This is a genomic window from Paenibacillus sp. FSL E2-0151 (assembly GCF_037993015.1).
Lineage (GTDB): Bacteria > Bacillota > Bacilli > Paenibacillales > Paenibacillaceae > Paenibacillus > Paenibacillus amylolyticus.
In genome coordinates, this window is the sequence record NZ_CP150308.1 from 2,908,291 (window position 1) to 2,923,813 (window position 15,523).

13 protein-coding genes are annotated in these 15,523 nt (G+C 46.7%); 9 read left to right on the forward strand and 4 right to left on the reverse strand.

Annotated elements, in window-relative coordinates:
* Window positions 1-147: 147 nt before the first annotated feature.
* From MHI55_RS13490 to MHI55_RS13525, 8 genes are all read left to right on the forward strand, one after another.
* Window positions 148-1,839, forward strand: coding sequence for an alpha-glucosidase (locus tag MHI55_RS13490; protein ID WP_143781014.1), 1,692 nt, complete (start codon window positions 148-150; stop codon window positions 1,837-1,839).
* A 97-nt stretch (window positions 1,840-1,936) separates the two neighbouring features.
* Window positions 1,937-2,629 (forward strand): metal-dependent hydrolase, encoded by a 693-nt coding sequence (locus tag MHI55_RS13495; protein WP_338708621.1) that lies wholly within the window; start codon window positions 1,937-1,939, stop codon window positions 2,627-2,629.
* 238 nt (window positions 2,630-2,867) lie between these two features.
* On the forward strand, window positions 2,868-4,223 hold the full coding sequence (gene dctA / locus MHI55_RS13500) for a C4-dicarboxylate transporter DctA (RefSeq protein ID WP_036670619.1): 1,356 nt from the start codon (window positions 2,868-2,870) through the stop codon (window positions 4,221-4,223).
* A gap of 375 nt (window positions 4,224-4,598) precedes the next feature.
* A complete protein-coding gene (gene treC / locus MHI55_RS13505; protein ID WP_340390244.1) occupies window positions 4,599-6,320 on the forward strand; it encodes an alpha,alpha-phosphotrehalase in 1,722 nt (573 codons plus the stop codon).
* 28 nt (window positions 6,321-6,348) lie between these two features.
* Window positions 6,349-8,367, forward strand: coding sequence for a PTS system trehalose-specific EIIBC component (treP, locus tag MHI55_RS13510; protein ID WP_340390246.1), 2,019 nt, complete (start codon window positions 6,349-6,351; stop codon window positions 8,365-8,367).
* 228 nt (window positions 8,368-8,595) lie between these two features.
* Window positions 8,596-9,444 carry a chemotaxis protein gene (locus tag MHI55_RS13515; protein WP_338708624.1) on the forward strand — a complete coding sequence of 283 codons (849 nt, stop codon included), beginning with the start codon at window positions 8,596-8,598 and terminating at the stop codon, window positions 9,442-9,444.
* Window positions 9,445-9,610: 166 nt separating this feature from the next.
* Window positions 9,611-9,874 (forward strand): YkgJ family cysteine cluster protein, encoded by a 264-nt coding sequence (locus MHI55_RS13520; protein WP_017688873.1) that lies wholly within the window; start codon window positions 9,611-9,613, stop codon window positions 9,872-9,874.
* 76 nt (window positions 9,875-9,950) lie between these two features.
* Window positions 9,951-10,154 (forward strand): hypothetical protein, encoded by a 204-nt coding sequence (locus MHI55_RS13525; RefSeq protein WP_017688872.1) that lies wholly within the window; start codon window positions 9,951-9,953, stop codon window positions 10,152-10,154.
* A 129-nt stretch (window positions 10,155-10,283) separates the two neighbouring features.
* Here MHI55_RS13525 and MHI55_RS13530 read toward each other — a convergent pair whose 3' ends face one another.
* From MHI55_RS13530 to MHI55_RS13540, 3 genes are all read right to left on the reverse strand, one after another.
* Window positions 10,284-11,399, reverse strand: a complete 1,116-nt coding sequence (locus tag MHI55_RS13530; protein WP_340390247.1) for an AbrB family transcriptional regulator — start codon at window positions 11,397-11,399, stop codon at window positions 10,284-10,286.
* 148 nt (window positions 11,400-11,547) lie between these two features.
* On the reverse strand, window positions 11,548-12,858 hold the full coding sequence (locus tag MHI55_RS13535) for an MFS transporter (protein WP_036608748.1): 1,311 nt from the start codon (window positions 12,856-12,858) through the stop codon (window positions 11,548-11,550).
* Between the two features lie 77 nt (window positions 12,859-12,935).
* Entirely contained in the window at window positions 12,936-13,640 is a 705-nt protein-coding gene (locus MHI55_RS13540; protein WP_315371614.1) for an O-methyltransferase, read from the reverse strand.
* Between the two features lie 138 nt (window positions 13,641-13,778).
* On the opposite strand from MHI55_RS13540, the gene MHI55_RS13545 reads away from it, so the two are divergent.
* The gene (locus tag MHI55_RS13545) at window positions 13,779-14,675 is read left to right on the forward strand and encodes a LysR family transcriptional regulator (protein WP_036608744.1); all 897 of its coding nucleotides are present in this window, start codon (window positions 13,779-13,781) and stop codon (window positions 14,673-14,675) included.
* A 127-nt stretch (window positions 14,676-14,802) separates the two neighbouring features.
* On the opposite strand, the gene MHI55_RS13550 is transcribed toward MHI55_RS13545, so the two are convergent.
* Window positions 14,803-15,519 carry a YoaK family protein gene (locus tag MHI55_RS13550; protein WP_340390248.1) on the reverse strand — a complete coding sequence of 239 codons (717 nt, stop codon included), beginning with the start codon at window positions 15,517-15,519 and terminating at the stop codon, window positions 14,803-14,805.
* Window positions 15,520-15,523: the final 4 nt, after the last annotated feature.

Consider the following 15,523-nt stretch of genomic DNA (forward strand, 5'->3'; position numbering starts at 1 on the left):
AGCATAAGCTATCACCGGATTTTCCCCTTATAAGGGGAATTCATAAAATCTGGGGATAACAGCGATCGGAAGGTTGTTCTGTCATCGGAGTGTCCAGTGTAAATATTCTTTAGTTCAATTTATATATTGAACAATGATGAGAGCGAGGTGGGCGATATCGTTTGGTGGAAAGAGAGTGTGGTATACCAGATTTACCCGAGCAGCTTTAAGGATTCGGACGGAGATGGATATGGCGACTTGCAGGGGATCTATGAGAAGCTCGATTATTTGGAGAATTTGGGCGTAGATGTGATCTGGCTCTGTCCCATTTACGATTCACCAGGACATGATAACGGATATGATATCCGGGATTACTACGGCATTTTACGCAAGTATGGCACGATGGAGGATTTTGATCGATTATTGGCAGAGGCCCACAAGCGTGGTCTCAAGATCATGATGGACCTGGTGCTGAATCATACGTCAGATGAACATGCGTGGTTTGCCGAATCACGTTCATCAAAGATGAATCCGAAGCGGGACTATTATATTTGGCGTTCAGGCAAAAATGGGCAGGTGCCGAATAATTGGGAGTCCTATTTTGGGGGTTCGGTGTGGAAGCATGATCCAGAGACAAATGAATATTATCTGCATCTGTATTCAGAACAACAACCGGATCTCAACTGGAACAATGCACAGATGGCAGAAGAGATGTATGAGATGGTGCATTGGTGGCTGGAAAAAGGGGTCGACGGATTCCGTTTCGATGCAGTAGCGCATATCGCCAAGGCAGAGGGGCTGCCAAGTGCACACAATCCGGATAATCTGCCGGTGGTTCCAGCGTATCAGCTCTTTTCCAACCTGGAACAGGTACACTCCATCCTGAAGAAACTGAATAACATGATCCTGAAACCCTACGGACCCATGACAGTTGGTGAGACTTCGGGACTTGGGCCTGAGCAGGCCTTGGCTTATGTGGGGACGGATCGTGACGAGCTTAATATGGTATTCCAGTTTGAGCATATGTTCATTGATGCTAAATCCTCCGGAATTGGTAAGTGGAACTATAAGGAATGGAAATTGACCGATCTCAAAGAAATCATGAGCCGGTGGCAAACGGTTTTGCATGGTAGAGGCTGGAACGCCAATTATATGGGCAACCATGATCAGCCACGTCCGGTTTCCCGTTTTGGTGATGACGGTAAATATCGGGTGCGTTCTGCTCAGATGCTGGCGACATGGATGCTTACACTCGAAGGGACCCCCTACATCTATCAAGGAGAAGAGATCGGCATGACCAATGTCGCTTTCCCGAATATCGAACAATACCGGGACATCGAGACCAAAAATTATTTCAATCATTACATTGGTCAAGGTAAATCAAAGCATGAAGTTATGCAGGCGATCTGGCTGAAGAGTCGCGATAATGCCCGCACGCCGATGCAATGGGATGAGACGGAACATGCAGGGTTTACCCAGGGTCAGCCGTGGATTCAGGTGAATGATAATTATCCTGAGATTAATGTGGCTGATGCCGAAAGTGATCCGCAATCCATTTTGCATTATTACCGTAAGTTAATTGCCCTTCGCAAACAACATAAAGTACTTATCTATGGTGCGTATGAACTGCTGCTACCGGATGATCCGGATATCTATGCCTATACCCGAACGCTGGAAGATGAGCAGATGCTGGTCATTCTGAATTTCCGTGGGCATGAACCTGAGATGCACTGGCCGGAAGGTTGGACTTCCGAGCATGCCAAGCTGATCATCAGCAATGTGAGCAGACGTTATTCTACCGATGAAGGTGCGATTCAGCTTCAGCCGTATGAAGCAAGAGTATATCGTAAGCAGCGGTGACACGGAGGCTAGCGTGATTTTGCGTTGGTGAAGAGGTATGATTTATAATATATAGTGGTTTTCAAAATAATAAAACATATGTCGGGAGGAATCCAAATTGTTGAATATTACGTTCCACGGTCACTCCAGTGTACAGCTGGGCACAGAAGAAAAGTCTCTGATCATTGATCCCTTCCTGCGTGGCAACGAGCTTGCCGTCACGAAGCCTGAAGATATTAAGACAGATGTTGTGTTGCTGACACATGCACATATGGATCACATCCTCGATGCTGAACCTATTGCCAAAGCAAATAACGCCAAAGTTGTGGCTATTGTTGAATTGGCTACATATATGTCTTGGAAGGGTCTGGATACACTCGGCATGAACATGGGCGGAACGGTAGATCTTGAATTTGCTCAAGCTAAAATGATTCAGGCGTTCCATACTTCCGGGATTGTGCTCGAAGAAGAACAACGGATCATGTATGCAGGGTTGCCTGCTGGATATATCATTAATATTGGTGGTAAAACGATTTTGCATGCCGGAGACACAAGTCTCTTCGGGGATATGAAAATGATCGGTGATCGTCATGATATTGATGTAGCTTTCTTGCCGATTGGTGGACATTTCACCATGGGACCTGAGGATGCGCTGCAAGCGGCCGAATGGTTTAATGCCAAACTGACGATTCCGGTTCATTATGATACGTTCCCGGTAATTCGTCAGGATGCGGAACACTTCGTGCAGCAACTTGCTGCAAAAGGGTTGGAAGGACGTGTGCTAGCCCCGGGAGAATCGATTACCCTGTGATGCACATTTAACCGCTGTTCAATAATAAATGGATTTATGGAAAAAGACGAATATCACGTCAAGATAACTGACGCGGTATTCGTCTTTTTTCGGTTTTAGGTTCAATTTTCACCAATAGAGTTGGTACAAATGACAAAAAAATTGAAATTCCATTGTTGAACTCCCTTTTAGAATGATATAAAAAGTTACACGGAAACCAAACGGAAATCCGAATTGACCGCAAACAGGGGGAGCGTTCATGTCATTTATGAAATCATTATTTTTTCAAATTATTGTAGCGGTAATCATCGGGATTGGCGTAGGCATCCTGTGGCCGGATCTGGGTAGCCTGCTGCAACCGCTCGGAACAGGTTTCATCAAATTGATCAAGATGATCATCGCACCACTGATTTTCATGGTGATTGTAACAGGTATTGCCAAGATCGGTGATCTGAAGTCGGTAGGTCGCATCGGGCTGAAAGCCATCGTGTGGTTCGAGATTGCAACTACAGTGGCACTGGTACTTGGATTGGGAACAGCCAATCTGCTTCGCCCCGGTGCCGGAATGAACGTGGACCCTTCAACCATAGATGCAAGCGGCATTGAAGCAAAAACCAATGGTTCCGAGTTACCGCATACGGTAGACTTTATCATGAATATTATTCCGACAAGTGTTGTAGATGCCTTTGCACAAAATGCACTTCTGCAAGTATTGCTCGTGGCATGCCTGTTCGGGGTTGCCCTGGCAGCAACAGAGAGTAAGGCAAAAGAGAATGTACTGACGCTGATTGAGAACTTGCTCGGCATTGTGTTTCGTATCATCGGTTATATCATGAAACTCGCACCAATTGGTGCATTTGGAGCCATGGCTTACACGGTAGGTGCTTATGGGGCTTCCACATTGTCGTCCTTTGGTCTGCTGATTCTGGCCTGTTACGGCGCAGCACTGCTGTTTTTGGTCATGTTGGCATTGGCTGCCTGGTGGATTACCGGGCTAAATTTCCTGCAATTTGTGAAATATACCCGTTCTGAAGTGATGCTGGCGATTGGAACCGGATCATCAGAAGTGGTGATGCCACGCATGATGGACAAACTAACCAAGGCGGGTTGTGATCGTGCGGTTGTGGGTCTTGTAGTGCCGACGGGGTACTCGTTTAATCTGGATGGCGCTTCGATCTATTTATCCTTGGCAACGGTTTTTGTTGCTCAGGCCGTAGGGATTGAACTGACATTGATGCAGCAGATTACGATTTTGCTGGTGTTGATGTTAAGTTCCAAAGGCATGGCAGGAGTACCTGGCTCCGCATTCTTGGCCCTGTCCGCAACGGCAGTGGCTGTCAATGCTTTTCCGGTAGCAGCGGTTGCTCTGCTGCTTGGTGCAGATCGATTCATGGATACAATGCGTGTATTCACCAACTTGATGGGCAACTGTGTCGCAGCATTTGTGGTGGCAAAATGGGAAGGTCTGCTGGATCAAAAGCGAATGCGTGCCGTACTCTCTGGTGAGATCAGTGCCGCTGAACTGGAAAGGGAAGAGCAAGCTGCACTATCTTTATTGAAGTTGAATATGCAGGAAAAACAAGGGAAAGCCGTTGTTTCACCAGAGATGTCGTAAGAGGCGTGTCTCCGCTGTGGTGATGAAGTCAAGTGACAGCAACCCTATAATAACAATCCATTACAACAGTAAAAAATAGTAGATACATTTAAAAAGTTCAACCAAGTTCAACCAAATTAGACCGTCTGTTGCCCGCACCAATGGTGGGAAGAACAGACGGTTTCTTGTTGTCCCAATACAGATATCATTGGGTTCACGAACGCAGGTTCCAAAATAAATGTTACAGAGGAAAGATTTATGGGGAATGTGTAGAAGAGGCGGAGAATATACATATTATAGTTTCAACTTGTATATACATGTTTACTTATGTAATATAGATATGAAGTTAACCGAGAACATCACATGAGAGCATTACAATTTATTGGAGGCGTTAACATGAGTTCTAATAACACAACTCCGTCATCTTGGTGGAAGACATCAACGGTGTATCAGGTATATCCGAAGAGTTTTAATGATACAACCGGATCGGGTGCTGGTGATATTCGTGGATTAACCGAGAAGCTTGATTATTTGCAGCATCTGGGTATCGATATTGTGTGGTTGCAGCCGGTATATGTATCCCCGCAGCATGATAATGGATATGACGTAGCGGACTATTACCGGATTAATCCGGATTATGGGACGATGGAGGATTTTGACGAACTGCTGAAAGGTCTGAAGGCTCGTGATATGAAACTGATGATTGATATCGTGGTGAATCACTCCTCGACCGATCATGAGTGGTTCCAGCAATCCCGTTCTTCCAAGGATAATCCGTATCGGGATTATTATATTTGGAAAGATCCTGCCCCGGATGGCGGTGTGCCAAACAACTGGCAATCCAAGTTCGGTGGGCCCGCGTGGCAGTATGATGAACAGACGGAACAATATTTCCTGACTTTATTTGATAAAACGCAGGCAGATCTGAATTGGGAGAATGAAGAAGTACGCAAAGCTGTACGGGATATGATCAAGTTCTGGGCGGATAAGGGTGTGGATGGTTTCCGTATGGACGTGATTAACCTGATCTCCAAAGACCAGCGTTTCCCGGATGATGATGGTAGCGTCTCACCGGGTGATGGACGCAAATACTACACGGATGGACCGCGTGTGCATGAGTACATTACCGAGATGTACGATGAAGTATTCGGGCCTTACAACATGGTGACTGTAGGGGAAATGTCTTCCACAACACTGGAACATTGTATCCAATATTCGAACCCGGCTTCCCGGGAGTTTTCGATGACGTTTAACTTCCATCACCTGAAAGTGGATTATCCGAATGGTCAGAAGTGGGAACTGATGCCGTATGATTTCGAAGCGATGAAGCAGCTCTTCAGTGAGTGGCAAACTGGCATGCAGGCCGGTGGAGGTTGGAACGCGCTGTTCCTTAATAACCATGATCAGCCTCGGGCACTGTCCAGATTCGCCAATGATGGTGACTATCGTGCCGAGAGTGCGAAGATGCTTGCAACAACGATACACGGCATGCAAGGTACGCCTTATGTCTACCAGGGAGAAGAGATCGGCATGCCGAATCCGGTCTGGAATGACGTTAGCGAGTTCCGCGATATCGAATCAACGAATATGTACCGTTTGCTTCAGGAAGAACGAGGCAAATCCGCTGAAGAAGCATTCAACATTGTAAAAGAGCGTTCCCGGGACAACTCCCGCACACCGATGCAGTGGAATGGAAGTAAGAACGCCGGATTTACTACCGGAACACCTTGGCTGAAGTTGGATGAGCGGTATCCTTCCATTCACGTGGAACAGCAGCTGGCTGATCCAGATTCGATCTACTATCACTACCGCAAATTGATTGCCCTGCGTAAACAGGTTAACGTGCTGATTGACGGTCTGTATGAACGATTGGACGATGCACACCCGAATGTATTCGCGTACGCACGGACCAATGGAAGTGAAACTCTGATTGTTGTATCCAACTTCAGTAAACGAGACGTCACGTTCTCGCTTCCGGAAGCGGTCTGGAATGATCACATTGCAAGCAAATCAGCAGAGTTACTCATAGGAAATACGGAGGCAACCCCTGTGCTGACGCAGGAAATCTCTCTCAGTCCGTATGCATCCTATATGTGGCTTGTGCCACAACAGGACTAATCACATTTTATAAATAGGAAGTGACACTATGGCAATCGATAAAAAACAGGTTGAGGAGATCGTCCGGGCTGTCGGTGGCAAAGAGAATATTGAAGCTGCAACACACTGTGTTACACGACTCCGGTTTGCCTTGTATGATGAGAGTAAAGTGGATACCGAAAGTCTGGATCAGAATGATCTGGTTAAAGGTCAGTTCTCTTCTCAAGGACAATTCCAGGTCGTTATTGGGCCTGGTCTGGTGGATAAAGTCTATGATGAGATGATTCAGATTACCGGGGGAGATCGTTCTTCCAAGGATGATGTGAAGGCGGTTGCTGGTAAAAAGCAAAATCCAATCCAGCGAGCGATCAAAACACTCTCGGATATTTTCATTCCGATCTTGCCTGCAATCATTACGGCAGGTCTTTTGCTCGGGATTAACAATATTCTGACAGGTCCAGGCATTTTCTTTGATGGAAAATCACTGGTGGATGTTTATCCAGCCTGGAAGGATCTTGCGTCCATTATTAATACGATTGCAAGTACAGCCTTCACGTTCCTGCCGGCTCTAATTGGTTGGGCAGCTGTAAAAAGGTTCGGCGGCAGTCCGCTGCTCGGGATCGTGCTGGGTCTCATTCTGGTACATCCCGATCTGCTGAGTGCATATGGTTACGCTGATGCTGTGAATAATGGCACGGTGCCAACATGGAATCTGTTCGGTTGGGAGATTGAGAAGATTGGTTATCAAGGGCAGGTTCTACCGGTACTGGTATCGGCGTATCTGCTTGCGAAGATGGAGATTTTCCTGAATAAAAGGGTACATGATTCAATTAAACTGCTAGTCGTTGCACCAGTCACGTTGCTGATTACCGGATTCCTGGCATTTACGATCATTGGACCAGTTACATTTGCTATTGCAAATGCAATTACTTCCGGCCTGATCTATGTTTACGATTCATACGCGGCGCTGGGTGGTCTGATCTACGGTGGTCTATACGCTTTGCTGGTTATCACCGGTATGCATCACACGTTCCTTGCGGTAGATGTTCAGCTCATCGGTAGTCAGGGCGGTACGTTCCTGTGGCCGATGCTGGCATTGTCCAATATTGCACAAGGTTCAGCGGCACTTGCGATGATGCTTGTCCTGCGTGAGAAGAAAATGAGAGGACTTGCGGCAACGTCCTCGGTATCGGCCTTCCTCGGGGTAACTGAGCCGGCGATCTTCGGAGTGAATATCCGTTACCGTTATCCGTTTATCTTTGGTATGGTCGGTTCCGCAATTGGTGGTGTGCTGCTGACGATGAATAATGTTCAGGCAACCTCCATCGGTGTAGGTGGCGTACCTGGATTCCTGTCGATTTTCCCTAACAAATGGGGTGTTTTCTTCATCGGCATGGCGATTGTCCTTGTTGTGCCGTTTGTACTGACCGTTATTTTTGGTAGAGCCAAAATGAGAAAAGAAGATCGTAATGCAAGCAATGAAAACGTTGCTGAGCCTAAAGCAGCTACATCTCAGTCTACTTCGGGCGTTACCTCATCGACTGCAAATACAGATCCGAACCAGCGCACACGTAGTGCTGCTCAAGTAGGGGATGAAGCCGTGAATACGCTGGAAATCATGGCGCCTTTAACAGGCCAGGCTGTTTCACTGGAGCAAGTGCCTGATCCGGCTTTTGCCGAGAAACAAATGGGTGAGGGTGTAGCGATTGAACCTTCCGGCAACGTGGTAGTTGCTCCGTTTGATGCTCAGGTAGCTCATGTGATCAAAAGTAAACATGCGGTGATTCTTGAACATGCGAGTGGTTTACAGGTACTGATTCATGTCGGGATTAATACAGTATCCCTCAAAGGTGAAGGCTTCAACATGCATGTGGAAGCTGGCGAACATGTAAAGGCTGGACAAAAGCTATTGGAGTTTGATCGTAAGGTAATTGAAGATGCGGGATACCCGCTGATTACACCGATTATCATTCCAGATGGTCAGGATATGGTTGAATGGGTGGAAGTCACGACAGGTGATGTTACATCTAATCAAAATGGTGTGTTGAAGGTTCATCTGAAAGGTTAATTGAATACAACAACAAGAAGGGGCTGCGTGATGCGTAGCTCCTTTTTGCTGTATGGTCGTTATTTTCATGACGATCATGGTAAACTGTATATAAAATGGAAGAATCACATTTTTAAAATAATGGTGGTTGGAAAGGTTCTTCTGACAAAGCAAGCTTCAGGCATGTTCGAGTCGTGGAATTCATATGGTGGAGAAAGAGATCCTAGTCAATCGATGAGGAGGAGAGCCATGACACGTATTGCGGTGATGGTCATTCATGGGCTGGGTATGCGGAAGGATGGGTACGCGGACAAGCTGATTGCTTGTTTGCATAAGGAATTGGACAAGGTGATGGTCTTGCCTGGAGCCTCCAAACAGATGCTGGATATCGAACCTGTATATTGGGCGGATGTATTTGAGGAGCGGGAAGAGGCGCTCTTTCAACAGCTCGTCAGTTCTCCGGGATTGAACTTTCAGGCGTTGCGTCGATTTGTCATCCATTACCTGGCTGATGCGGTTGCTTATCAACCGGTGGAAAATCAAGGCCATAACTACGATGCCGTACATCGAACGTTGAATCAGGCGATGCATACCCTTGCACAGCGTAATGGACCGGAAGCTCCGCTCTGTGTGGTTGCCCATAGTTTGGGTGCCGTAATCGCCAGTAACTTCTTCTACGATCTGCAATATCCCTCCAGTCGTGTGCCTGAGGTTGTGGATGTGAACTCGGCTCTGGAGCGGGGGGATACGCTGACCAATTTTTACTCCTTTGGTACAACCCTGCCCTTATGGAGTTTGCGTTACCATGACTTTAGTTGCCCAATTCAGGTGCCCTCTTCCCATGTGAATCAGTACTATGCCGGACTGGAAGGGGAGTGGGTGAACTTCTACGATAGGGACGATATTCTGGGTTATCCATTACGCCCCATTGATCCCGCTTATGAGAAAGCGGTGAAAGAAGATATTGAAGTGAACTCTGGTGGCGTGGCTATGAGTTGGAACCCGCTAAGTCATGGAGGGTATTTTTCCAATCGAAGTATGAATCGGAGAATGGCTCAGGGGCTCGCTCGAACCTGGACCTGGATAAATCGCTCATAATTAAGAGGTAGTTCAAAAAGTCCGCTTTTGATTACGAAGGATTCCTAATGGCATCATCAGCATCGAATATGGAATTCAGCCCATCTTCTTGGTATTGAAAACCGGTCTTTTCTTTTTGAACATGTATTGTAAGTAATATAAGTATTGAAATTAGGAGGGAATATGTATGGAATGCAGGACAGGCTGTGCCGCATGTTGTATCGCGATTTCCATATCATCACCGATACCGGGCATGGCTCATGGCAAGCCGGCAGGTGTACGTTGTGTGCAGCTTACCGATGATAATCGCTGCGGAATTTTTGGCCAAAAAGATCGTCCTGCGGTATGCAGTGGATTGCAAGCTGAGGAAGAGATGTGTGGTAGCACCGATCAGGAAGCATTTGATATTCTAACCTGGTTGGAGCAAGAAACTGCACCAAAGGTAATATGAGTAGGTTGTTTTAATGAATTGGGATAATTATACTTAATAGGGAAGAAGGTTGATTAGGGAGAGGAGACGCGAATCCATGGGGCTTGTTAAACGTTTTGTATTGGTTGTAGTGAATATGATCGGAGAGTTATGGATGGGGTTTTACCGACGTAACTCGGATTATTATGACCATCAGACTTCGGAGTCCAAAAGTAAGATTGGCTATTATGCATTTATTATTGGGGCAACAGTGGTTACGGTGGGCATTGTAGGCTGGATGTACAACCGAATTTATTCATAAGTAGTCATTATGCTTAAAATTGAATGAAGCCAAATGCTGAAGTTAAGTCTGTACAAATAAAAGAGAGTATCCGCAGGATGTGACATCAAATGGATACTCTCTTTGTCATGGAATCGGGGCGAAATATGATCATTGAAGTGAGGGCTCTGCTTTCTTTTCTTTTAACATATGTACAAGAATCATCTTCAGTACGGAAGAGACGATGAAAAAGATAAACAGGATGCGGAACAATTGATACCCGGATACAACCGAAAGATCGGCATTCACTTCATGTGCCATGATACTCATCTGATCCATCCCGCCAGGGGCCATACTGAGTAGTGAGGTTGCCGCGGAGAGGGAGAACACATTCATTAATAGATAACTCAATCCAAGCGCACCAACAATGAGCAGTACACTACTCATCACCGCTAGCGTGACTGTCTGTGTCTTGCGTTGCAACTGTTCCGGCTTGAGCATCAGTCCAACGTGGCTGCCAATCATCAATTGCGATACGTTTAAGAGAGAGGTTGGCAGACTGGACGTGTGCATCGTTGTACTTAATTGAACGACACACATGACGATCATGGGACCCAGCATAAAGGCCGTCGGAAATCGGAGTTTGCGTGCAACCCATGCACCCGCTACACAGAGCGGAGCATAGACAAGAATCTCCGGGAAAAGGGAACCCCACGTTGCTACGTCAATGAACGGATGATCCAAACCTCTACCTGCGGTACCTCCAATCCACGGACTGAACAGCAGGAACGGAACACAGAAGACAATCATGATCAGCCGAGTCACCTGCAAAAAGGTAACTAGCGTCAGATTGATAGATTTCATTTCTTCTGCAAGGGACACCATCTGGGACAGTCCTCCTGGAATGCTGCCAACCAGCAGGGAGGGGAAGTCAAAGTCGGTTATCTTTGAAGCGATGTAGGCCGTAATTACACACAATCCGATTAACAGCAAGGTCATCAGAAGCATCATAGGAAGTTGTTGCAAAATGCCGTGCAGTGCCTCTTTTGTTAAGGTGAGTCCAATCGAATAACCTACAATCAGAATGCCATAGTCCCGAATGGAGGCAGGCCACATGAGGGGCCATTTGGCGACTTGGGAGCCAAGCAGCATAAATACCATTGGCCCGAGCAACCACGGGATTGGTGTATGAATGGCTGTGAACAGCAATCCGCCAAGAACAGAGACACCCAGACTAAGAAAAAACCGAAAGACAACGTGGGAACCAAGCTTGCGCATCAGTTCCATCCGTTTAGCCTACCGGTTGAATGAGGTGGTATGAGATTCAGGTATGCATTCAGGTTTAATGAAGGATTCATGTTCATGTGTGATCACTCCTGATGATGAGATACGTTGCGTTATCTGCGGAACAACCAGACTGCTACTGTTCAACTCATTAAGATCCTGCGAGAGCCGTAGCGGAAGGTTTGGGTTCTCTGAACATTACAAAGTACATCAGTGATGAAATAACATATAGACAGCCTGTGATGCTGAAAGTGATCGCGTAACCCCAATACGTTCCGTACGTGGTGACCAGATAGGATTGAACGGGTCCCATGGTCGCCCATCCAATCATGAACGAGGTCTGCATCAGTGAATTGGCAATGCCGCGGCGTTTGTCCGAGATCCGATCCACCAGTATGGCTGAATGAATGGGATTGGCTGCGTTCATCAATGCTTGTCTGAATAAGAAACTGAGCGAAGCGATGAACAACAGATTGGTGAAGCCTGTTAATAGAAGGAAGGGTAGCGACATGACCTGGAAAATGACAACGGCTCTTACGCTTCCGACCTTTGCCGCCAAGGTAGGACCAATCAGCATGGATACAATCGTCATAATCTGACCAAGTGCAATTAGTAAGCTCATGCCGCTCAGAGAAACCGAGAATCGATTGGTGAAATACAGATTCAAATACGGTACAACCAGTCCGGAACCTAATCCAATTAACAACTGAGTCACTATAAACTGACCAATCAGTCGGGAATCTTTTTTCTTCGTGATCGAATCGTCCGTGCTTGGGGTATTTGTTGAACTTTCTTTTAGATCCGTATTGGGTTGAAGAACGGGTTGCGCCGGAATCGTGGTCTGCGGAGCAGCCTTGCCTTCGGTTACAAATAACAGTGGAATAAATGCAGCTAGTGTTGCTGCACCACCAACAAATAAAACCGTCTGCAATCCGGTCACTTTGGCGAGTCCTGCCGTATGTAACAAATCTGCGAATACGCCGCCACCCAGGCTACCAAGAACCTGGGAAGCGAGCACAAGAGATGAATAATAACTGAACATTTTCAGCCGCTGGCTTTTCTTGACGTTTTCCGCCAGATAAGGAATGGCCAGTACTTGGAACACCCCAGCGAAAAGGCCAGAGAATACCGCGAACCAGATCAGTCCTGTAGCCGAATAATCGAAGGAGCGTCCGATCAGAAAGATTCCGCTGAATAACGCCCCGGTAATGAGTAATCGCTTGCGGCTGAACAGATCACCACATAGACCGATAGGAACAAACATAATGGCTGTTGCGAGTGATTGAATACTTACAATCTGGCCGTTCATTGTATCATTATAGCCCAGACCCTGAATGTACAGATTGTACAAGACAGAGAACATGCCATTTCCGATCTGATACAGAATGCTAGCCAGGAAAAACAGTTGAATATTGCGGGACCAGCCGCGAATTTCATCATTAATATGTTGTAAAACTCTCAAGTGGTTCCCCCCAGTCTGCCTGTGCAGTGATTCCAGTTTAACAGGAAAGGGGAATTTGCGGAAGAATTGACCACTGTTTATTTTGGTTCAGGGGCATCAATCACACGAGCAATGACGAATCCATCGTAACCTTTGCTACCGACCGTTTGCAGTGCTGTAGCTTCAAGTCGAGGGTGATCCGCGATCAACTGCAGGAATGATCGAACGCCCTGAACTCTGGGGTCTGTGCTGTCTGTGCGGATCACTTCACCGTCCCTGACGATATTATCACCAATAATAAGACTCCCCGTCCGAGTCAGTCGCAGGGCCCATCTCAGATAATCGGGATTACTCGGTTTGTCAGCATCGATGAAGATCATATCAAACGGTTCCCTGTATTCTTCCTGAACATCGGGAAGGGTGGTTAGGGCAGGACCAACTCTCAGGTCAACCTTGTGCATCAGTCCTGCTCGTGTGAGATTGGCTCGGGCCAAGTCTGCATGGTGTGATTCCGATTCCAGTGAGACGATGCGTCCGTGTTCAGGCAGCGCTCTTGCCATCCAGATGGTACTGTATCCACCCAATGTGCCTATTTCAAGTACACGGGATGCGCCTTGGATTTGCAGCAGGAGCTGAAGTAACTTTCCTTGATTTGGTGTTACGTCATGAGCAGGGAGTCCAGCTTCGGTATTGCTTTGCAGTGTATGTTCCAGCAGGGAATCTGACGGAATCAGCAGATCATTCATGTAGTCGTCGACTTGAGTCCAGGTATGCTGTAGGTTCGTCGTATTTATATTTTTCATGTTTACATGTTCCTTTCCTTGTTCCTTGTATTGGATTTCATATTTCAACTATAAATGGAGTAGATGTATAAATAAAATATATATTATGTATGTTAATATAACTTCAGGTTATGTATTTGACGTGGAAGAGGTGTAAACATGAATCTGCATGGATTACGATTATTTCATGCCATCGTGAGATATGGCGGGGTCACTCGTGCCGCAGAGGAACTAAATATTAGTCAACCTGCGGTATCTTCTCAGGTGAAGAAGTTTGAACGTGAATTGGGAATCCAGCTTTTTGTTTCGGAGGGAAGAAGACTGGTGCTTACGGATGCGGGGATACAGTTGACAGGTTATGCGGAACGTCTGTTCATGCTGGAGCAGGATGTCGAGAATTTTGTACAGGATTTTCGGGAGGGCAAGAAAGGACTGATCCGTCTTACGGCAACCTACTTGCCTTCAAATTTTCTGTTGCCGGGCTGGATTGCGCGGTTTAAGCAAATGCACGAGGATGTGGAGATTGTTGTTAGCACAACCAACACCCGGATGGCTTTTGACCAATTACTTCGTTATGAGGCAGAGATTGCAGTGTATGGTGGAAGTGGCATTACACATGCAGGTGTCCAATGGGATGAATTATTTGACGATGAGATGTGGTTTGTTGTGCACCCTGACCATCCGTATGCGGGAAAAGAAATCGAGCTGCATGAGATGATGGCAGAACCGTTCATCATGCGCGAAGAAGGCAGTGCTACACGTGAGCGACTCGTTTCCCTTTGCACAACAAATAACCTGGCCGCTCCCCGCATTGCGCTTCAGTTCAACGGGCTGAACGAAACGATTAGTGCGGTGAAGGCAGGTTATGGGGCCAACTTTATATCTTCTTTGGTTGTGAACGAAGATGTGCAGCAAGGCAGGCTGGCACGTGTGTTTGTTCGAGGTGTACAGCTGAGAAATACGGTTGCCGTATGTACACGAGCCGGGGAGGTATTATCACCTGCTGCACAGCATCTGGTCAAGCTTATCCGCCAAGAAGCTGCTTTGATGAAATAAATAGCGTGATTGTACTTAAAACAATTTAAAGTACGTGTTCAAAAAGACTAGTTTTCAGTATCCTAAAGCGGACTTTTGAACAGCCACTTGAACATGGACAGGGTACTTCTTCTATTATTAACTTTTATTAACTTTCGCTTTGTTGTGAAGTTCCCCATGCATGTAATCGGGCGTATAGGGTTACGCCGCCAATGATCAGGACAGGAATCCAGACTGCAATCATGGGCACACGGTGGAACAACAATGCGGCTGCAATGACGCCGATCAAATAGATGACAACAGCACCTGCACGAAGGTAGGAATCTGTGGACAAGGCTTTGGTTAACGATCGGATATTGGCATGTCGCAGCTTTTTGAGGATGTTTACGGTATCCTCGACCACAGCGGCCAAATTATTGGTGAGCACGGTTGTTGAGATGCCAGCAATGCCAATGCGGCGTGCCGCAGTTGTTTGCATCCCCATTGCAACGGCTAGGATGACAATTAACAGATAGGACAGTTGTTCTGAAAATGGACTAATCATGGCGATCGCGAACAGCAGGAGCAATATGCTTTCAACAGTAAATACAGCTGTGACCTTAGAAGACCAGCCATTTTTGGTCTGCACAGGTCCAACCATATGTGCTGTAATGGCATTGCCGGCAATAAAACCGATGAGAGCAAGCAATGACCGCAGCACGACAAATTCCTGAGCACGGGCAATGGCAATACCGAGCAGTACAATATTTCCCGTCATATTGGCTGTGAGCACATGCCCCAGTCCCAGATATCCGATCAGGTCCACCATTCCGGCAGACATGCAGAGTAGCAACATGGCGTATTTTTGGAGGGTGCTTTGATTCATCCTA